Here is an 18,935-nt window from a genome sequence, read left to right on the forward strand (position 1 = left end):
GAATTAGGAGCAGTAATGAGCGAAGAACATAGCAAGCTGATTGGAATACCTGATGGACATGAACTGAAGCACACCAGCTCAAAGCGAGAGCAGCGTAAAGGCCRTGACACCGATATTGACTACTACGATGAGTTAAATGAGTCGGGAGAAGTAATTGCTAGCTATGAAGTACGAGACAGCATGTCAATCTATCCCCCGCAAAGCACGACGCTGACATTCAAGAAGCTTTGATTTCGTTCTGGGTTATGCGAAATAGTTGAAGGTCAGTCCCCGCAGAAACAGTCGATGTCTTCAGCGAGGTAATCGAAATCGAAGTCGGTTTGCCGGGAGCGCTGCTCGGCAGACCAGCCAAGCGTCTTGTAGTCGGCTCGATCTTGGCGGAATACCTGGCCGAAGCGCTCCTCAGTGCCTGACCACCATATAACCCGCGATGGGTCTTCCATGATGGTCCTGATCAGCTTGCCTTCGTTCTTCTTCCAGCACAGGTCGCAGTTGCCGAAGTCTGAATCCATACCGAGATCAAATGGCTGAGCGGCCCAGAACTCGGCTACATCCTCTTTAGTGATGCCAGCCGTGTAGGAAGGGCAGAGGTTGTCCCAGCGGGTGCCGCCGCGATCATTGGCAGCCATCATCCGGTGATAACGCTTCGGCTCGTCGTAGCGGATACCGACAACGCAATCCCATTCCGTGTAGCCCAATGAGCGCATGTGCTTCTCACCGATCTTCACCTTCAGATACGCGGTGCACATGTTGTTCGAGAAGTTCGGCAACACCGGCGGCAGGCTCTTGTCGGCCTTACGGTACGCGGCGTAATACTCAAGCATCATCGTGAACGGCTCGCCGTTGCGGCTGGCGGTTTCGAAGTCGACCAGTTTGTACCAGGGCGCATCATCAGGCTGGCCGTACACGCGGCACCATTCCATCCAGACGATGTTGACGCTCCAGCGCTTGGCGATTTGATCAATGAAGACCAGTGTTTCTTTGCGCTCCTTGCCGGTGTTCTGGAAGAACAAGTGCACGTCCGACGGAAGCGCGCCGCCATGAGCTTCGAGGATTTTGTAGACCATGTGCCCGCTGGTGCGACCACCACTTATGCCGATCTGGGCCGGCCCAGTGATCAGATAGGGATTCATATTTGCTCCAGTCAGGCGCCGCCCTCCGTTTCCGGTGGTGGCATAGTGGCAATTTAGTCTTTTTAAGTGTTTAATCGCGCGCTGATGAGCCGCATTGGATGTGCTCAATACGGGAGGGAAGTCATGGATAAATTATTGTTGACAGCGTTTCTTACTGCGCTCGCCGGTTTTATTACTGCTGCTTTAAGTATTGTAAAGTTGGTAAACGACAAGGAAAGTAAGACCACCGAATTCAGACAAGCATGGACTGAATCGGCTCGGTCGGCTTTGGCTAATTTGATTGCTAAAATAAACTCTCATGCGAGTGCACTTGTTAATTTCAAGAATGCACAAAAGAATTTGCACTCCACTGCCGGGAAAGCCTCAAGTGCTAGCGGCGAATACGAAAAAGAAATGCTTAAAAGTGTACTGGATTTTCAGTATGAGATTTTACATAAGTCCTTTGATACAACCAGTACTCTGCGGCGAGAAGTCGATCAGGCGTACGCCAATGTGCGCTTGCATTTCAAGCCTGATGATTCAGACCTCGTAAGGGTCGAAAATAAAGTCGACTTTTGCATGGGCAAAATTTCAGAGATAAATCGGGAGGAAGACTCTCAGAAGTGGTCTGTATATAAAGAACAAATACACAGTGCTACTAATGAGATAACGGCGTCGTCTAGGATCCTTCTGAAGGCTGAGTGGGAAAAGGTAAAGCTCGGGGAGCCAGCTTATAAAAGAACCAAAAAGTGGTCTGTTTGGGTTTGCGCAATTATGCTTTTTGTACTCGTCACGATAGGTGCTCACGCGTTAATTTCTTTTACCAAGGGCGGGAGTGGGTCGGAGCCTCGGCCACCGATTTCTACAAAGCCTCTGGTGCAATGACATCATCACCTGGATCGCGCGCAAGTTCTGCCATGCTCTGCTCATGAAATGATCGCGACACCTTTTCGCCAGGCTCGTAAGGTGTCGTGACACATCGAAGCATTCGAGTAGCAGTTTCGAAGTCGGCGGCGAGTACGTTTCGCAAAAGGTTCTGATATACCTCCTGCTGATTGTTGAAGCCGTGCTCCCTCATCAAACGTTTGAGGTCCGTCATGAATACGCCGGCGACTTCAATCTGGAAGCGCCCGATACCCTTCTTGGCATCGTCCGCCGCTTTCTTCTCGCGCTTCTTGCGTTGCTTTATGGCTTCCGCCGTCAGCTCCTGCTGTTCCTCGGCCATGGCCTGCCTCTTCAATTCCGTGGGCCGGTAGATCCAGCCATGTCTGTCGTCGGCGTTGGCGCACCTGGTTGTTGATGCGTCTCATGCTGCCCTCTGCTGATTCCAGACACCCACGGCATCGAACACTCGGGCGGCTTGTTCTTCAGTCAGCGATATCTCGGTGGGAATGGCGATCCAGCCCGACGCGATCCGATGATTCGGATTGCTTTCGGCGACCAGGCCTTTGTAGGTTTCCTCAATCACGTCGTCGAGGTGGGCGGCCAGATAATTGCCTTGGGGCGCGACCTCTACCGATTTGGTGTAGCGGTGCCCGCGCTGATCGCGACACTGGACGCTGATATAGATCGTCCAGCGGTGGGCAATGTCGCAGATCGCCTCCGCCATACGCTGTCCGGGTGGGATGCTTTTGCAGGTCTTCCTGTTAAGCATCCCTTGGCATCCGCTCGGGTCGATGTGGACCACCGCAACGTGGTTGGTGTTGAGCATTGCCCGGCTCGTTCGTTCTCTGCGGATACACATGTTGTTGCGCTTTCGCTTCTTCACAGCGTCACCGAAATCTGGCGATCGGCCTTTGCTTCAAACTGCATCGCGAGTTCGTGAGCGGCTTTATAGTCGCCGCGGAAGGCGTGAGTTTTGTTGGTGGTGCGGTCTTTAATCTGGTACATGCCGACGCTTCGTCCAGCAATTTGGTAGCGCACCGGTTTGGCTGGCACTGTGCGATCAATACGATCGTAGAATCCCGCCCGGGCCGCCTTTGTTCGTTGCAACAGTTCACCGAGCTCATCGATGCGATCTTGAAATGCTGGATGCATAACTGATTCCTAGGTCTGAGTAGTGGGGCTACATCCCGATGCACCCTGTCGCCAAGGTGCAGCAGTGATGCTGTCCGTCCTATTGCCGCCGGAGGGGCGGGGCGCATTGCTTGCCGGGTCATTCACACGGTTCTGGCGTTTCACCATCGAGCAGCCGTCCAGGTTGTTCCTGTCGTTGGCAGGCTTTCGGGCCTGTCTGCTCACCGGTCGCCGGTAGAGGCAATGCGGTCTGTTGGTTTGTTGCGCTGATTGTTAAAGAGCTGCAGGCCTCTCGACCCTGGCGCAGTGGCTGTGTATTGCTGCGGTGGGTGTAAATTAGCAATCGCTAAAATTAGCGTCAATAGCAAATGCTAAATTAATTTGTTTGGCGCTTGTTTTGGCGCCATTTACTGCTCCACTACCGAGCGCTTTTGGGATAGTCCATAGAGCGCGGCTTCGCTATAGTCCCTGCTGCTGGACGTATATACAGTATCTGAGGGGGTGGTGTGGGTAAGGCAAAGAAGCAGCAAAAACCAGTAGTGCGACAGGAAATCAGCGGGATGGAGCGGCTTGGTCTGCGGGTTTCCTMGATGATTAATCACCCGGTCGCGCAGGTTCAGCGCTGGGTGACGATTCATCGCTTGGACACGGACGGAGATCGGGAGTGGGAGGAGGTGATGGCACTGCTATCCGAGACGGACGGGATCGACATGACGTTCAACGACGACGAGTCGGTGACGCTGAGGTGGGAAGCAAGTGCGGAAGAGGACCACGTGATGGAGGTTGACGATCTGGAGACGGTGGAGGAGTCAGCGCCATTCTGAAGAAACTCAAAGAAAAGCCCGCTCAGTGGTGGGCTTTCTGTACAGGGTCAAATCCTTTTGTTTGTTCAATCAGCGCTCCATTCTGTGAGCCTTTCGTGAAAAGCATGTCGCAGGTACGAAAAAGCCCGGCATATTGGCCGGGCTTCTGTAGATGGGCCAAATCCCTTTGGCGGACTGCATTGTGCTGGGTGGATGTGACGAGGGTGTGAAAGGGCTGGTACGAAAAGCCCGGCGCTGGGCCGGGCTTTTCTAGTTTCAGTTGGCGTTCGCTAGCTTGGCTACTTCGTGGAGAATTTCGTACCCGTCTAGGTGATCTGGAACGCGCGACTCTAAATACTTGTACTGAGGCGCAATGAACACCTTCAAAGCCAATGGCTGGCCAGGCCGAAAATATGTGGAGATAGAAATCGCACTATCCGAAGGTGGGCGGATGGTCTCTATGAGATGCTCTGCTGTAACAGCAGGATCGGTTCTGTAGCTAGACATTGTGCCCTCCGATCAATGTTGCGTTGAGAGCCTCCAGAATCGGCCGCAATGGCAAAATTGACGATTTTGCTCCGCCTGGCGCCATAGAGTCAGGTCCGCCAGCGAAGATCAAGCCTACAGCTGCGGTTGGTCTACCATGGTCATCGACAGCGACGACAAGTGAACCGGAATCACCCGCAGTGGAGAATTCAGATTGTAGCCCATGCACTGTGAATACGTTCGCGAATCGTATAACCCCGTTGAAGCCGTAGCTTTGAGCTTGATATGTAACACCTATCGGCCGCAATTCCTTACCTACGATCTGACCTTTAGTATGCCGAGTGGTTCTGCCTACTTTCTCCACTCGCATGCCTTCAACCGGATCTTCGACCCTCAGAGGCGTATCGAATGCTTCACCTTGCATGGAGCTAACTTGCCCAATGTTGGCGAGACGAAAGATGGCCGCGTCCAAATTACTCGCAATGTCAATATTCCCCAACGACCCGACCTTCATTTCCAATGCTCGCGAGTGAAAGCCTAGGGTAAAAGGCGGCAAGGAATTCGGCCCTACGTCAATTACTCCAGGGGCCAGAATTGGTGTGTTAGGCGCGACATGGCTACACAGAGCGCTCACATGATTATTCGTCAAGCCATATATTTGGCCATCAGGCAAGCGGACAAGCGCGCCCAAGGTTCCTGCAGAGGCATCATTACCTGGTGAGATGGACGAACCGCACGCGTAGAATTGAACTCCAGCAGCTGTCTGGTGAAGCGAATACACCGCGCCCTGAGCTGCGTACTGGCTCTTGCCAATAGTGTCAAGATGCCCTTGCGGGTACGCAATCCCATTCCTCTGGATATTGGTAGGAAGTGTCTGCTGGTCCTTCTGGGTGACCTTTTTTCGCGTATAGATGTAAATCGTACTGGTCGCCCGATTAAACGATATCGACTGAATTTCTTTGTGACGAAGAATTTGCTCGGCGTCATGCGACAAGGGGATGGGCGCAACGTTAGCCAGATATAGGTTATCCACGTCCGGCGGGAGGCTTTCCATCAACCCGCGAGCAATGGCCCATTTAGCTATCCCGCTCGCTACCTGGTGAGTTGTAAGCGGTACAGGTGGCGGTGGAGGTGCTATTGGTTGTTGCATTCCTAATCCCCAGTCAACTCAAATCACAAGGCGTTTATTTTGAAAGTCGCCAGCCTTGTGTATCGGCGCTTCCGCGTGCGTTTTTAACTGTGAAAACGTTACCTAATCTCTAAATATCCCCACAGCACCATCTACCCAGCCTTTCCCCGAACAATCCTTCCCGCCTTCACTTCATCAACGTAGGCAGTCAGCCGCCGGCTGATTTGTACCCTCAATGGAGAATCCTGCGACTCTCTCCAATCCTGATCCGATCAAGCGCCCGGTTTAATGCGTCCAGGGCATCGAGGAGAGCTTTCGCCTCAGCTTCCCGGCCATCCCCCCAAAGGCGTTCAGCCATTTTATTCAGGGCTTGGATAGAGCTCTCAATTTCAGCGGCAGTCGCTGCTGCTTTACTTTCCGTCTGCTTCTTCGTCATTGAGTAACCCGTTTGCAGGGCGTTGATTGTCTTTCAGTTTCTAGCGCAAATAGACAGCTCACCAGAACACATGCCCTAAGATCGAATGCTAATCAGCGTTCGCTCGCACAATCCTTCCCGCCTTCATCCGGCCATAGCAATTCTAAGCGCAACGGCCACCTCAATAAGCTTGTGCGCTTGGATTGATACAGATGTAGCCAAGTCAACATCCCCGGCTTCTTTGAGCGTTGTAGCCAAATCGAGCAGCTTCCCCACCTCTGTCTCGATGGTGCGGATGGATTCACCTATATGGTAGTGAAGCGAGTGCGCCATGCCGTCAAACCTCGATCCAGATCTAGTACAAATCCACGCCGCGTCAAATTACTCCGGCTTCGCTCGCACAATCCTTCCAGCCTTCACGTCATCAGCGTAAGCAGTAAGTCGATCAGCTTGCGCATGCAGTTTTTCGATAGTCTCCATTGCCTCTAGGAGTTCTGAATCCCCTCGTTGCTTTGCCGTCCTGAACATCTCCAGGGCAGCCTCTTCGAGGAAGAACGCCGCAGCTTTCAAGTCGCGGCGCAGCTCTTGGTTGGGCTTGTTAAGTGACATGCCGAACTCCTACATTTCCCCGCCGCGATCATTGACTAGCAATTTCGGTGGGACTCAGACCAAGTGAGCATTCCACACCAAGAGCACCCGCGCCTGGATGTATGTGTCGTCCACCCTAATGTCCTCGGCCGGGTGATTGGTGTTGTCCGAGATCATCTTGAAATGGTCGCGACCTTTCTTTTGTAGGCGTTTGATGTAGAGCATGTCGCCGTGTGAGAACAGATAGATTCCATCCCCTGCGAACTCCCGAATCGTCACATCCACTAGCAGCGGGTCACGATGCTTGATAGTCGGAGCCATCGACTGACCCCAGCCTGTCACCAGCTTCAGGTGAAAGTGCTCTTTGAATTCGACACCCATCTCTCTCAGATGCTTAGGGCTCACTCTCACGTCCTGAAGCATCTCTGGGAAGTCATGAGGCACCTGCCCGCCACCCATAGCGCCACGGATGTCGTAATGGGCTACCCATACCTCGTCGCCAACCTGGCCTGGGCGAGAGAAGTCGACGGTCAATACCTTGCTCTCATTAGGCTCATCCGCAACAGCAAGTAAGCGGCTCCGCGCCTCGTCGGACAGTCCCTTGACCCTTGCTAGAGCCAACTTCAGCTGTTCGGTCGCAGATGCCCCCGACGTTATCGGAGCTTGTTCTTCGGGCGCGGCCGGACTGACCAAGCTTCCTTTCGGCAGGCCGATCTTATCTTCCAGGTTCGCCGCCGCTTTCTCGCCGAGGTTCCTGTGTCCATTCAAAATTTGGGACAGGTACGACGCATCCAAGCCGTGTTTATTGGCGAAGTCTTTTTGGGATGCCCCGGCCATTACGGCTTTGAGAGCTTTCACTCGGGTTTGGTTGATATCCATTTGCCAATAATCGCTTCCTGTTAGCAATCAGTAAATTACAGTCTGCTATTGCTCGCTTGATTAGCAGTTGCTAATCTTTGAGGCGATACGGAGGTGCACCCATGAATCTGCACGACTACATCAAGCCATTCGACAAACAGACCCTTGAAGACTTCGCAACTAGCTGCGGCACGACCGTCGGCCAACTCAAGCAGGTTGCATATGGCTATCGGCGCCCGGGTGCAGCTCTCGCTATCAGCATCGAGCGCGAGTCCTCGCGTTCGGTGACCTGTGAAGTGATGCGTCCCGATATCGACTGGGCCTACCTGCGTAGTTCCGAGCCAACCAAGTCAGCCGCTTAACCCGCTGAACAGATGATCGCCCAGGCACCTCTGGGCATCCACGGAAACAAAATTGAGGTTTTACGAATGGAAGACTTCTTGAGGGCTTGCCATACCACCGTCAAGGAAAATGGCGCCGAGGACTTGGCCGGGAAAATGTGTCTGGCACATGTGAGCCTGCTCCAGCGCTCGAACCCTGACAACGCGGCGCATCACCTGACTATCGAGCATCTGTTTGGGATCTTGCTACACACCGAAGACATGCGCCCGCTGATTGCTCTTGCTGATCAGTTTGGTTTCGACCTAGTTGCGCGGGAAAAACCTGCGGTAAAGCCGTTGATGGTTGCGCTTGGGCATCTTTCTGCTGAGTGCGGAGATGTTGGTCGGCTGATTTTTGATGCTGCCGAGGACAACCATATCAGTCAGCACGAAAAGGCCCAAGGCGAGAAAGCGATCCTTGAAGCAATTGACGCGCTGCAGGTTCTCCGTGAGTCGCTTAAGGCTGCCTGAATCGCAGGCACAAAAAAGCCGGGCTGCAACCCGGCTTCTTCAACAACGTGTAAAACAATGTGGCGTCATTATGAACACGATCGCTAACCCCGGCAATACCCACCATGTCGCGACACTTTTCGAGCAATCGAAAAACGTGTCACGGCTCTGCATCACGGTTGACTCTGAGATTGGAGATCGGCTGTGAGCACCATAATCATGAGTTTGTGCTGGCCGCTTCAGGGCATGAGCGGACCACAAAAGGCTGTATTGATCTCGTTGGCGGACAATGCAAACGATGAGGGTGTTTGCTGGCCCTCAGTGGCACGCATTTCGGAACGGACCTGCCTTGCTGAAAGAACGGTTCAGACGGCGATCAAGTGGCTGGGGCAAGTCGGATTACTGTCTGTTCGTGAGCGCATGGGCCGCTCGACAATGTACACCTTAACCCCGGCAGCATATGCACCCCCGCAACAGGTGCGCCCCGCAACAGCCGCACCATCACCCCCGCAGCTCACGACACAGACCCCCGCAGCAGCCGCACCCAGAACCGTAATAGAACCATCAAGTGAACCGTCACCTCTTGTCGACGATGAGCAACCACCGAAGATTTCGAAGCCGAAGTGCCCAACCCAGGCAATCGTCGATTTGTTCAACGCGACGATCCCGGAGTTTCCTCGAGTCGTGATGCTGACCAAGGATCGGATCGCCAAGATCGGTGCCCGCTGGAGCGAAAGTGACGTGCATCAGGATCTCAGCTTTTGGGCCGAATACTTCGCTTTGGTACGTTCGAGCAAGTTCTTGATGGGAGAGGTGTCCGCTTCCGGTGGTAGCTCTTTCCGTTGCAACTTCGACTGGCTGATCGCCCCGAGCAACTTCGTCAAGGTTGTGGAGGGCAATTACAATGCGTGACCCCTACAACATCGAGGCCGAACACGGCCTTCTGGGCGCGATGATGCAGCGCCCTGAACTGATCGACTCCCTGAGCGACGACCTGTCCGCCGAATCCTTCTACTTTCCGGAAAACGCCGAGGTATACCGGGGGATCATGGCGGTTCGGGCGGCCGGAAAATCTGTCGATTTCCTCACCGTTGGTGACCACGTTGGCACCTTGCCGGATGGCTCCCCGGCGTTTGCCTACTGCGCCGAAATCGTAAACGGCACTCCCAGCGTTGCCAACGCCAAAACCTACGCGGCAATCGTGCGAGAAAGGGCAATCGAGCGGTCGTTGTTTGACCTTGGCAGCCAGGCTATGGATATCGCGCACAGCGATCAGGATGTGCAGGCGAAAATCGCCGCCGTCCAGGCCGCTGCCATGGCCATCGATTGCGGTTCTGGTGATGACGACATCGTCAAAGTGGGTGATGTGCTGGTCGACCAGTTGGAGGTGTGGCAGGAGCGCCATGATCGTCATGCTCGTGGCGAAACACTGATCGGTCTGTCGACCGGCCTGCGAGACCTGGACGAGAAGATAGGGGGACTGCAACCAGACCATCTGTACATCGTTGCTGGGCGTCCCGCCATGGGCAAGACCACACTGGCGATGGGCTTTGTTATCGACGCGGCCGTACGCCAAAGCAAGTCATCACTCGTCATCAGTCTGGAAATGAACAAGGGGCAGCTGCTGGATCGAGCTGTGGCTTCGGAGGGCCGTATTCCGCTCACGATGGTGAAGAACGGAACGGCATGCCAGACCCACGGGACGGAACTCGCCGCTGCGGCCGGTGTGCTGCGTCGCGCTCCTCTCTATATCGCCGACCGGGCCGGTTCGTCGATTGGCCGCATCCGCTCACTGGCTCGCCGCCACAAGATGCGTTACGGCCTGGACCTGCTGATGATCGACTACCTGCAATTGCTGGAAGGCGAGGGCGGCAACCGAACTGAAGAGGTCAGCAGTATCAGTCGCGGCTGCAAGTTGCTCGCCAAGGAACTGGGCATTCCCGTCGTGCTGCTGAGTCAGCTCTCCCGCAAATGCGAAGAGCGTCCGAACAAACGGCCAATCCCCTCCGACTTGAGGGAATCCGGTGCCATCGAACAGGACGCCGACGTGATCCTCTTCGTGTACCGCGACGAGGTCTATCACGAAAACACCGATGCCAAAGGTATTGCCGAAATCATCATTGGCAAAGGCCGCGACATTGAAATGGGCACTGTCCGCGCCGCCTTCCTTGGCCAATACAACTGCTTTGAAAACCTGGCTGCCGGGTGGATGCCAGCACCCGCCGCGCGGCCGGAAAAGGTAACCCCGCTGTCTCGCCGCTATGCCAGCAAGGATAAATTCTGATGAGCGACCCGATGCTGCTTGCGCCCGATGTATCTGAGTACCGGTTTGCCCTGTACTGCCGCGGTCATCTGCTGGATTTGACCTCCAAGGCATATCCGCCTGTTGCGCTGTATCCCGATGCCGAGTCTGCCCGTTTGCATGGGGTGCGCATGTGGCCATCGACATTCACTGTTATTGATCTGGCTGGAGATGAACGCCCATGAGGCAATCGAAGTTGACCCGGGCCGCACGCGATCGCAAGTGCCAGGTACGCATTCCAGGGGGGTGCAATGGCAATCCCGAGACCACCGTGCTCGCGCACTGGCTCGACAGTTCCGAGGTGGAAGCCTGATGAGCAGCGCCGCTGTGAAGATCACCGACGCCGAAATCAAGCGCCAAGCCGTCCGCGACGTCCGGGATCTGCGCGACATCGAGAATCGTGGCCTGTACTTGCGTTTCACCAAGGCCCGCGAACGTGCCTCTTGGTACCTGGTGGTGAAGGGCGAGTGGAAGCGCATCGGCAGTTTCCCTGACCTCAATGCCAAGCAGGTCGTCGCGGCACTGCCGGCGATTCGTCTGCGCCTCGATGCCGGTGCCGGTTCAAACCTTTCGAAGTGGGTACTAGTCGGTGAGCTGCTGGATTGGTACGCCGACCGGATGGCCCGCGACCGTAGCCTGTCGAGCAAGCGCAAAAAGACTGGCGCATCTCTGATTAAGTGCCACCTAAAGCCGCTCTTGGGGGCCGTGCCACTGGCCTCAATCAATAAAGCCACCTTGGACGATCAATTCATGTGGCCTGCGCAAGAAACCATCGGCATCGACTACGTGCGCTCAGCGTTCCAGCTGCTTGCCTTGGCATTCCGTCAAGCGTTCAAGCTTCGGCTTATCTCGGCCAACCCGATGAAGGATGTCAAGTTCAGCGACTTCTCAAAGGCTAAGGTGGGGGTGAAGCCGTCACGGTTGCGGGTCACCCAGCTTCAGGACCTGATTACCCTGCTGCGGGATGCCATGGCCAGCGCGCCTGCTGACGCCATGCTCGCCCTGATGATGCTGTGCCACGGCACCCGTATTGGTGAGACCCGGCAGGCTCAGTGGTCGCATATCAGCCTTGCTGAGCGGGAGTGGTTCATTCCGGCCGAGAACACCAAGACCGGCGTCGAGCACCATTTGCCACTGACCGACCAGGTACGGCAGATGCTGATCGGTTATCGCGAAATCCAGCGGGCGAACGGCTACGACGGTCAATACCTGTTCCCATCTCGCAACGGCAAGGCGTTGAGTGAGGGGCAGGCGTGCGCTGTATTCACTCGACTGGGGCAGGGCGAGTGGACCAGTCATGACCTGCGCAAGGTGGCCCGTACCGGCTGGGCAGACATCGGAATCGACCACCTGATTGGTGAACTCCTGATCAACCACGCGATGGGGCACAACGTGAAAGTGTACATCCAGTCCGATGTGATGAGCCGCAAGCGTGAGGCACTGGATCGCTGGTGCGCGTATCTAGATGCAAAGGGTTTCAAGCGCATCCACACCTTGACCGGCTTTAGATCGGGAGATTCTGGTAATCAGCTACAGCCCACGGATGACGTGGCTTTGAGTGCTATTCCAAAAACAACCATAGGCGAGGTTTGAAAACATGAAAAAAGCCCAGGCCCATGGCTTTCGGAAGGCGCGGATTGAGCTGGAGCACTGCTTGACCTGCAAGGGCAAAGCCGTGGTGCAGGGTGTTTTTTATGAGCTGGTTTGCAGCGATTGCAACGGCTCAGGCTGGGTCATGGCGGGAAGTCGGTTGATGCTTTCTACAGACGAATTGGTGACACAACTCAGCCTCAGATTGCAGCAGGCTCAGCGCGAAATTGAGGTGCTGAAGCGGGGTCCATCGTTATCCGGCCCGGCTGCGTACTACCAACAGAACAACCGTCGCGGTGCCGGCGGATCAAATTACACAGGGGATTGAAAGCATGATGATTCGTAAGCCGGCTGGCCGACCGTTGGGGGATACCGAGTACTTGTTGGAACAGTGGGGATGGTGGCGGATGGACGGGGCAGGGATACCCCATTACACCTCACCGACATTTGCGCTGATGCGCCAGGCGATGCCGCAAGTGTCGTCGAGCAAGAACTATTGCATCACGGACGAATGGGCCGGGGCTATTGACAGTGCAGTGGCACGGCTCTCACACCGTGATCAGCAGATGGGCGATATTATTTGGCTTTATTACGGTGCTAAATGGCCCATGGTCCGGGTTGGCAAGCACTACGGCATAAGCGAAGGGAAAACGCGGGAACTGGCGAGAGCAGGGGCGGCATGGATCGATTGCGCTGTCGATGCAATACGGCAAGCTGCTTAGTCGATCCGACTAGCTGTTTGCATCGAATTTGACCGAGAAGCTTCGAGGCGTTGACCGGCACAGAACGACCCATTTCAGCCGTTCGCCAGCGGCTGCAAATGGCCGATTGCCCCTGTCGCGAAAGGCTGCAATCGACGCAAGATGTTAGTCCGGCAATATCGAACAGACTCACTCCGCCAGATCTAATTTGATGATTTGAATGGATAGGGTTCGAATCTGCCGTAAATTTTTTACGCTTTCTTTACGACAGCTATTTCCGCCCTCGAAGATACTGGCCGCGATTTTCTATATCGTCCATGCGCCTTGCGGCTCCAGTGGCCCAGGCCAATTGTTTTGCCCAAGGACGGCATGCACCTCCTCCCCCGCAATTCGAGAGAAGCGACCCTTGAGCGAAACAGCGACCGGTGCACATGAAGACTCGCAATCTAAAACGTCAGGAGTGGGCTTGCTCGTTGCCGCTGTCGGAGTGGTTTACGGGGATATTGGCACCAGCCCCCTCTATACGCTCAAAGAAGTATTTTCCGGTCACTACGGAGTTCAGGTAAACCACGACGGCGTGCTGGGCATCCTGTCGTTGATTTTCTGGTCGCTGATCTGGGTAGTCTCGATCAAATACGTGCTGTTCATCCTGCGTGCCAACAACCAGGGTGAAGGCGGCATCATGGCGTTGACGGCTCTGGCCCGTCGCGCGGCCGCTCCTTATCCGTACATGAGTAAAATACTTGTTCTGCTTGGCCTCTTCGGTGCGGCACTTTTTTACGGGGACAGCATGATCACCCCGGCTATTTCGGTGCTCTCTGCGGTAGAAGGGCTACAGCTGGCGTTTGACGGAATTGAACACTGGGTTGTGCCCTTGTCAGTGATCGTGCTGGTGGCGCTGTTCTTGATACAGAAGCACGGCACAGCTCGCATCGGTATCCTATTCGGCCCAGTGATGGTGCTGTGGTTTGTAGTGCTGGGTACGCTGGGGATCTATGGCATTTTGCAGCGGCCGGAAGTACTGCAAGCGCTCAATCCTTACTGGGGAGCACATTTTTTTATCGCTCATCCGGGTATCGGAGTGGCGATTTTGGGCGCTGTTGTATTGGCATTGACGGGTGCTGAGGCGCTGTATGCCGACATGGGGCACTTCGGTCGCAAGCCCATTGCCCGCGCGTGGTTCATTTTGGTGCTGCCAGGACTGGTACTCAATTATTTTGGCCAAGGTGCCTTGATCCTGGAGAACCCAGAGGCGGTGCGCAATCCGTTTTATCTGCTCGCGCCGAGCTGGGCCCTGCTGCCGATGGTCGCGCTCTCCACACTGGCTACCATCATCGCTTCTCAAGCCGTGATCTCCGGCGCTTTCTCCCTGACTCGCCAGGCCATCCAGCTTGGGTATGTCCCTCGCATGTTTATCCAGCACACCTCTAGCCAGGAACAAGGACAGATTTACATTGGTACGGTTAACTGGGCGTTGATGGTCGGTGTTGTGCTGCTGGTGCTTGGTTTTGAGTCATCCAGCGCATTGGCCGCTGCTTATGGGGTCGCCGTGACGGGCACCATGTTGATCACCACCATCCTATCCTCGGCCGTTGTCCTGCTGCTATGGAAAACCCCGCGCTGGTTGGCCATTCCGATGCTGATCGGTTTTCTGCTGGTAGACAGCCTGTACTTCGCGGCCAATGCACCGAAGATCTTCCAGGGCGGTGCGTTCCCGGTGATTGCCGGTATCGGCCTGTTCATTTTGATGACCACCTGGAAGCGGGGGCGCAAGATCATTGTTGAACGGCTGGACGAAACCTCGCTGCCTCTGCCGTTGTTCATCGGTAGCATCCGCACGCAGCCTCCTCATCGCGTACAAGGCACGGCGGTATTTCTGACGGCCAGGGCCGATGCCGTTCCGCATGCGCTGTTGCACAACCTGCTGCATAACCAGGTTTTGCATGCACAAGTGGTGTTGCTCACTGTGGTGTCTGAAGACAGCCCTCGGGTGAGTGCTGACCGACGGTTTGAGGTTGAAGCGTATGGGGAAGGGTTCTTCCGGGTCAGTCTGCACTTTGGCTTTATCGAGGAGCCCGATGTCCCCTTGGCGTTGAGTCATTGTCACTTGGCCGAGCTGGACTTCAGTCCGATGCGCACGACCTATTTCCTGAGCCGAGAAACGGTGATCCCGACCAAGCGCATCGGTATGGCCCGTTGGCGAGAAAGCCTGTTCGCCTTTTTGCTCAAGAACGCCAACAGCAACTTGAAATACTTCAAGCTGCCGTTGAATCGGGTGATAGAGCTGGGCACACAGGTTGAGATGTAAGGAGTAAGCAGGGCCGCATTGGCGGTCTTGTTTGTTTGCAGAGTACGTCCGAGGTTTTTTCCTTGGGCAGGAAGACCACATTGATCAGCGTCTGTTTTAGCAATTGATCCCGACCATCATGGATGTCTGCTCTTGGCCGATAGCAGTCTGTCGAATCAGATTGAGCTTAGCTTGAATGAACACGCAGCCACATTAAACAAGCTCTCCAAAGCACCCCCAAGGAGCAGCCATCGGCAGCTCCTTGGGGATCTCCTTCGTCATTCAGATTGCGCCAGGCATAAAAACTACCCTCAGGCCTGCGGAACTCATAGAAATGAGCCTCGTAGGTGCTTATCGATGACAATCACTCCTCTGAAACCCCTGGGTGCTAAGCAGGACGCGGTGCTTCAACAGGCGGGGTTCCGTCGTGAAACATCGTCTTCAGTTGAGCACGCAGTTCTGGTGAGTCGGTGTGTTTGTGAACACTGACCGCATGCTGCGCGGCGGCCTCGAGCAGTTCGTTTTCAGAGTCTGCGGACAGTGCGATTGAGCAGTGGGAATCGCTCGGAAACTCGCGGCAGTCGATGTATTTACGCGCCATGAATGTTTTCCTCCCTACGACGAAGGCAGGCCGTGGCCTGCGTGAACGATCGCTCGACGCGTCCCCCATACATAAAACACGACGGCATGCCACATCGAGTGTGCCGATCGTTAAAGTATAGGCCCACCGATGTCAGGGTAGTTGTGCCAGACATAGAAAACGGCCGCGCGGAAACAGGGAACAGATCACGACGGCTCGGCATTTACCTGAAATCGTGGTCTGTCCCTTTTTATGCTGGTTACGTGGCAACTACTAATGACTTCACATGGCCGATTGCCGTCTGTCGCGAAGGCCTGTAGTGCATAGTTTTCTTCCCATCGTGATTGAAGAGTCGTGGGCTAATTCCATGCATCAGATGGCCGACGCGAATGCGAACGTGTGGTCAAGTTGGGTGCAATTTCGCATTTTACTGCGGAAAGCCTTTTCCGCGCGGAATAGACCTGCTTTTATAGCAGCGTGTGTTGCTGTGAACGCAGCGAGACGCCTTTCAAGAACCCGACCATTGAATCGGGTTTTTTCTGCCCAATTACAAGCCCTGCCATCGAGCAGGGCTTTTTCGTTTTCGGTTCCGCCACGCCCTTCGCTTCGAGCTGGGAAGTGCTGCTGGAGCCGGATCTATTGCGCTCTCCGAAAGGGAGGGATTTGGATGACAAACATGCCCGATAAACCAGACACATGGCTGCTCGTTCTCGCGTGGCTGGGGCAGCATGCGCCGACGATCTACGCCGGAGCATTGTCATTCGTGGTCGGTGCTTTGCGCATCATTTACGGCGGCGGCACCAGGCGACAGGCGCTGCTTGAAGCTTCGCTTTGCACGCTGATCACCATTGGCTTAATTCCGCTACTGGAATACTTCGGCTTACCGCAGAACTTCGCGACGGCTGCTGGTGTGTTCATTGGTTTCCTTGGAGTGAAGAAAATCGCCGATCTGGCTGATCGGTTTGCAGACTTCAAGTTTCCTAAGTCGGATTCGGCACCATGAAGCGCCGCCCTTGGGTGCTGCCTCTTGTGCTCCTGACGGCCTATGCCATCACGGGCCACATCCACTGCGGCGAGTCGCCTGCATGTCAGCCGCTCGCCGCTCAATCATTCAATCGCAAGGTTTAGAAAATGGCCTACACCCAATACGAAACTGTCGTCGCCAACACTCCCGAGGAGCTGACGGCAAAGCTGGCACAGGCCATTGCTGATGGCTGGCAGCCGTATGGTAGTCCGGTCTCCATCACTGAAGGTTTTCAAGTACTTCAGGCTGTGGTGAAGGGATCGAACAATGCCGGTGGTGCGCCAGGCGATATCACCTCGGACAGCATCACGGACGCTTCCGATGTCGGTAAGGCTGTGCTGGTGAGTGTCGACGCAGCCGCTGCTCGTACAGCTATCGGCAGTGGGACTTCGGATTTCTCGGGTAGCTACAACGACCTGAGTGACCAACCGGCCATTCCCGCTGAGGGTGATGCCGCACTGCTTCAAGCTGGCACCGACCTCGTGGCGCATACCTGGTCAGCCAAGACGATTTATGACGAGATTGCCCGCCAGCTTGCAGCAATACCTTGATAGCCAGTTGGAGTCGTTTTGTGAAAGCTATAGAAAGGGGGACTTATGCAAGTACGGGTGTTGAACGAAGAATTGGACGTGCTCTGGGTTAAGGCAGAGACCGGCGGTGTGACAAACCTGTCCTTCCGCCGGGATGGAACGATTGAAAAGATCATCGACGCATTGCAACGTGCGCTTGATCATGCCCGTGAAGAGCTTAGCTGCCAAGTTGATAGCACCGATGCAGCGCTACAGAACTCGCAGGCCCTGGAAAGAATGCTAGGGCGTGGCAGTGTTTCGGTGTGCAGAACAGGACCGACGGGGACCCTGGCAACTTCCAAGGAACACGGGGCATAAGACTCGCGCAAACGCGTTAGCGGCACCCCGTCAAAGTTAGTTAACTGGTTAACTCGGTTGGTTAACCAGGCTGAAAGCCTTATGGGCTGCGGCTTACAGGGTGGTTAACTTAGGAGTTAACCAGGTTAACTCGGTTAACCCCCGATTTGTCTGTAAGCCACGCGGGCCTTGGCTTTCAGCCCGGTTAACTAAGGCAGTTAACCAGGAGTTAACTAAGCGAATGAAAAAACGGCCATGAATTTGGCTGAAAGCCAGGCAGGCCGTGGCGTTGAGGTGGTTAACCTAGGAGTTAACCGACTAATTTACTCGGTTAACTCTCGGCCCTGCCGGGTTAACCGTAAGGTATCGACATGGCAGCACTCACCAAAGCGGAGTTCGCCACTCGCCAAGGGTGGTCGAAACCCTATGTATCGAAGTTGGCCAAGATGGGGCGCCTGGTTCTGAGGGCGGACGGCATGGTAGATGTCGAGGCCACGGACCGACTCCTGTTCAGCACCGCGGATCCGAGCAAAGCCAATGTGGCGGCGCGACATGAGCGCGAACGGATTCAGCGCAGACCGGAAGGCAATACCTCGGCACCCCCGATTGAATACGAGCCTTCAACTGTTCTTTCGCACCAGGCGCAATTACTCGGCGAGGGCATCCCAGACTTTCAGGAGTCTCGCGCCTATCGCGAGTTTTATGAATCACGTCTGACCGAGAGCGAGTTTCACAAAAATCGCGGCGCTCATGTCGAGTTGGAGGCCGTGAAAACGGCGGCATACACGACCGGGCGGATGTTGCGCGATCTGTTGCTCGGGATGCCGCCACAGTTAGCGCCCGAACTGGCCGCCATGAGTGATCACTGGCAAATCGAGAAGCACCTCACTGCCGCATTACGCCGGGTGTTGGACGATGCCGAGCGGATGTCCTCGACGGACCTCATCCATTCTTTGACTGCAGCGAGTTGATCCATGTCAGCGGAAATGCCCGACGGTGCAGCGGTGTATCGGGAGGCGTATTTTCGCGGGTTGCGGCCAGAGCCGGATGTCTGGATCGATCAGTGGGCTGACGAGTACATGCGTATCCCGCGTGATGCCGGCGCCGCCGAACCCGGGCAATACCGCACAGCACGCACACCGTATGCCCGCGAACCCATGCGTTGCCTGTCGCCGGCGCACCCGTGCAAGCGCGTGGTGACCATGGTCGCCTCGCAGTTGATGAAAACCCAGATTGCCTTGAACTGGATTGGCGGTCTGATCCACATGGCGCCGTCGAACATTCTCACGCTGTTGCCCAGCCTGGGGTTGGCCAAACGGGTCTCGTCGCGCATCGGCAAGACCATCAA

27 protein-coding genes and 1 pseudogene are annotated in these 18,935 nt (G+C 55.3%); 18 read left to right on the forward strand and 10 right to left on the reverse strand.

What is annotated here, in order from left to right:
* Positions 1–15 precede the first annotated feature (15 nt).
* Entirely contained in the window at positions 16–231 is a 216-nt protein-coding gene (locus AC1DWM_RS19860) for a hypothetical protein (RefSeq protein WP_477795922.1), read from the forward strand.
* Positions 232–263: 32 nt separating this feature from the next.
* On the opposite strand, the gene AC1DWM_RS19865 is transcribed toward AC1DWM_RS19860, so the two are convergent.
* Positions 264–1,133 (reverse strand): adenine nucleotide alpha hydrolase family protein, encoded by an 870-nt coding sequence (locus tag AC1DWM_RS19865; RefSeq protein ID WP_477795923.1) that lies wholly within the window; start codon positions 1,131–1,133, stop codon positions 264–266.
* Positions 1,134–1,256: 123 nt separating this feature from the next.
* On the opposite strand from AC1DWM_RS19865, the gene AC1DWM_RS19870 reads away from it, so the two are divergent.
* Entirely contained in the window at positions 1,257–1,997 is a 741-nt protein-coding gene (locus tag AC1DWM_RS19870; RefSeq protein ID WP_477795924.1) for a hypothetical protein, read from the forward strand.
* On the opposite strand, the gene AC1DWM_RS19875 is transcribed toward AC1DWM_RS19870, so the two are convergent.
* From AC1DWM_RS19875 to AC1DWM_RS19885, 3 genes are all read right to left on the reverse strand, one after another.
* On the reverse strand, positions 1,975–2,337 hold the full coding sequence (locus AC1DWM_RS19875; protein ID WP_477795925.1) for a hypothetical protein: 363 nt from the start codon (positions 2,335–2,337) through the stop codon (positions 1,975–1,977). The genes AC1DWM_RS19870 and AC1DWM_RS19875 overlap by 23 nt on opposite strands.
* 81 nt (positions 2,338–2,418) lie before the next feature.
* Positions 2,419–2,880, reverse strand: coding sequence for a hypothetical protein (locus tag AC1DWM_RS19880; RefSeq protein ID WP_477795926.1), 462 nt, complete (start codon positions 2,878–2,880; stop codon positions 2,419–2,421).
* Positions 2,877–3,149 (reverse strand): hypothetical protein, encoded by a 273-nt coding sequence (locus tag AC1DWM_RS19885; protein WP_477795927.1) that lies wholly within the window; start codon positions 3,147–3,149, stop codon positions 2,877–2,879. Before AC1DWM_RS19885 ends, AC1DWM_RS19880 begins: the two co-directional genes overlap by 4 nt.
* A 539-nt stretch (positions 3,150–3,688) precedes the next feature.
* Here AC1DWM_RS19885 and AC1DWM_RS19890 point away from each other — a divergent pair.
* The gene (locus tag AC1DWM_RS19890) at positions 3,689–3,952 is read left to right on the forward strand and encodes a DUF1654 domain-containing protein (RefSeq protein WP_477795945.1); all 264 of its coding nucleotides are present in this window, start codon (positions 3,689–3,691) and stop codon (positions 3,950–3,952) included.
* Positions 3,953–4,430: 478 nt separating this feature from the next.
* On the opposite strand, the gene AC1DWM_RS19895 is transcribed toward AC1DWM_RS19890, so the two are convergent.
* The 5 genes from AC1DWM_RS19895 to AC1DWM_RS19915 all read right to left on the reverse strand — a co-directional run bounded on the left by AC1DWM_RS19895 (position 4,431) and on the right by AC1DWM_RS19915 (position 7,428).
* Positions 4,431–5,471: a chymotrypsin family serine protease gene (locus tag AC1DWM_RS19895; RefSeq protein WP_477795928.1), complete on the reverse strand. Its 1,041-nt coding sequence runs from the start codon at positions 5,469–5,471 to the stop codon at positions 4,431–4,433.
* Positions 5,472–5,778: 307 nt separating this feature from the next.
* Positions 5,779–5,982, reverse strand: a complete 204-nt coding sequence (locus AC1DWM_RS19900) for a hypothetical protein (protein WP_477795929.1) — start codon at positions 5,980–5,982, stop codon at positions 5,779–5,781.
* A 123-nt stretch (positions 5,983–6,105) separates the two neighbouring features.
* Positions 6,106–6,294 carry a hypothetical protein gene (locus AC1DWM_RS19905; RefSeq protein WP_477795930.1) on the reverse strand — a complete coding sequence of 63 codons (189 nt, stop codon included), beginning with the start codon at positions 6,292–6,294 and terminating at the stop codon, positions 6,106–6,108.
* Positions 6,295–6,342: 48 nt separating this feature from the next.
* On the reverse strand, positions 6,343–6,570 hold the full coding sequence (locus tag AC1DWM_RS19910; protein WP_477795931.1) for a hypothetical protein: 228 nt from the start codon (positions 6,568–6,570) through the stop codon (positions 6,343–6,345).
* Between the two features lie 54 nt (positions 6,571–6,624).
* Positions 6,625–7,428 (reverse strand): S24 family peptidase, encoded by an 804-nt coding sequence (locus tag AC1DWM_RS19915; protein ID WP_477795932.1) that lies wholly within the window; start codon positions 7,426–7,428, stop codon positions 6,625–6,627.
* Positions 7,429–7,529: 101 nt separating this feature from the next.
* Between AC1DWM_RS19915 and AC1DWM_RS19920 the strand changes: the two genes are divergently transcribed.
* From AC1DWM_RS19920 to AC1DWM_RS19965, 10 genes and pseudogenes are all read left to right on the forward strand, one after another.
* The gene (locus tag AC1DWM_RS19920; RefSeq protein ID WP_477795933.1) at positions 7,530–7,769 is read left to right on the forward strand and encodes a hypothetical protein; all 240 of its coding nucleotides are present in this window, start codon (positions 7,530–7,532) and stop codon (positions 7,767–7,769) included.
* A gap of 66 nt (positions 7,770–7,835) precedes the next feature.
* Positions 7,836–8,258, forward strand: a complete 423-nt coding sequence (locus AC1DWM_RS19925) for a phage regulatory CII family protein (protein ID WP_477795934.1) — start codon at positions 7,836–7,838, stop codon at positions 8,256–8,258.
* A gap of 183 nt (positions 8,259–8,441) precedes the next feature.
* Positions 8,442–9,149 (forward strand): helix-turn-helix domain-containing protein, encoded by a 708-nt coding sequence (locus AC1DWM_RS19930; RefSeq protein WP_223511115.1) that lies wholly within the window; start codon positions 8,442–8,444, stop codon positions 9,147–9,149.
* Complete coding sequence (gene dnaB, locus AC1DWM_RS19935) at positions 9,142–10,521, forward strand: replicative DNA helicase (RefSeq protein ID WP_477795935.1); 1,380 nt, start codon at positions 9,142–9,144, stop codon at positions 10,519–10,521. The genes AC1DWM_RS19930 and dnaB overlap by 8 nt, the downstream gene beginning before the upstream one ends.
* Positions 10,521–10,724, forward strand: coding sequence for a hypothetical protein (locus tag AC1DWM_RS19940; protein ID WP_223511113.1), 204 nt, complete (start codon positions 10,521–10,523; stop codon positions 10,722–10,724). The genes dnaB and AC1DWM_RS19940 overlap by 1 nt, the downstream gene beginning before the upstream one ends.
* Positions 10,721–10,825, forward strand: a pseudogene (locus AC1DWM_RS19945) (nuclease domain-containing protein); the annotation flags it as partial. The gene AC1DWM_RS19940 and the pseudogene AC1DWM_RS19945, both read left to right, overlap by 4 nt.
* A 26-nt stretch (positions 10,826–10,851) precedes the next feature.
* Positions 10,852–12,132: a tyrosine-type recombinase/integrase gene (locus AC1DWM_RS19950; protein ID WP_477795936.1), complete on the forward strand. Its 1,281-nt coding sequence runs from the start codon at positions 10,852–10,854 to the stop codon at positions 12,130–12,132.
* Between the two features lie 4 nt (positions 12,133–12,136).
* The gene (locus AC1DWM_RS19955; RefSeq protein ID WP_477795937.1) at positions 12,137–12,457 is read left to right on the forward strand and encodes a hypothetical protein; all 321 of its coding nucleotides are present in this window, start codon (positions 12,137–12,139) and stop codon (positions 12,455–12,457) included.
* A gap of 4 nt (positions 12,458–12,461) precedes the next feature.
* Positions 12,462–12,851, forward strand: coding sequence for an antiterminator Q family protein (locus tag AC1DWM_RS19960; RefSeq protein WP_477795938.1), 390 nt, complete (start codon positions 12,462–12,464; stop codon positions 12,849–12,851).
* Between the two features lie 385 nt (positions 12,852–13,236).
* Positions 13,237–15,138: a potassium transporter Kup gene (locus tag AC1DWM_RS19965; protein ID WP_477795939.1), complete on the forward strand. Its 1,902-nt coding sequence runs from the start codon at positions 13,237–13,239 to the stop codon at positions 15,136–15,138.
* A gap of 367 nt (positions 15,139–15,505) precedes the next feature.
* Here the strand turns inward: AC1DWM_RS19965 and AC1DWM_RS19970 are convergent, their stop codons facing one another.
* Complete coding sequence (locus tag AC1DWM_RS19970; RefSeq protein ID WP_008001113.1) at positions 15,506–15,718, reverse strand: DUF1059 domain-containing protein; 213 nt, start codon at positions 15,716–15,718, stop codon at positions 15,506–15,508.
* 646 nt (positions 15,719–16,364) lie between these two features.
* On the opposite strand from AC1DWM_RS19970, the gene AC1DWM_RS19975 reads away from it, so the two are divergent.
* The 5 genes from AC1DWM_RS19975 to AC1DWM_RS19995 form a co-directional block, all read left to right on the forward strand.
* Entirely contained in the window at positions 16,365–16,700 is a 336-nt protein-coding gene (locus AC1DWM_RS19975; RefSeq protein ID WP_104449534.1) for a phage holin, lambda family, read from the forward strand.
* Positions 16,701–16,828: 128 nt separating this feature from the next.
* Positions 16,829–17,272, forward strand: a complete 444-nt coding sequence (locus AC1DWM_RS19980; RefSeq protein WP_477795940.1) for a DUF1737 domain-containing protein — start codon at positions 16,829–16,831, stop codon at positions 17,270–17,272.
* Positions 17,273–17,332: 60 nt separating this feature from the next.
* Complete coding sequence (locus AC1DWM_RS19985) at positions 17,333–17,608, forward strand: hypothetical protein (RefSeq protein WP_477795941.1); 276 nt, start codon at positions 17,333–17,335, stop codon at positions 17,606–17,608.
* Positions 17,609–17,958: 350 nt separating this feature from the next.
* Entirely contained in the window at positions 17,959–18,558 is a 600-nt protein-coding gene (locus tag AC1DWM_RS19990; protein ID WP_477795942.1) for a terminase small subunit, read from the forward strand.
* 3 nt (positions 18,559–18,561) lie between these two features.
* On the forward strand, positions 18,562–18,935 hold a 374-nt coding region (locus AC1DWM_RS19995; RefSeq protein WP_477795943.1), incomplete at its 3' end, for a phage terminase large subunit family protein.

The sequence above is a fragment of the Pseudomonas sp. P4_C8 genome (genome assembly GCF_056401975.1).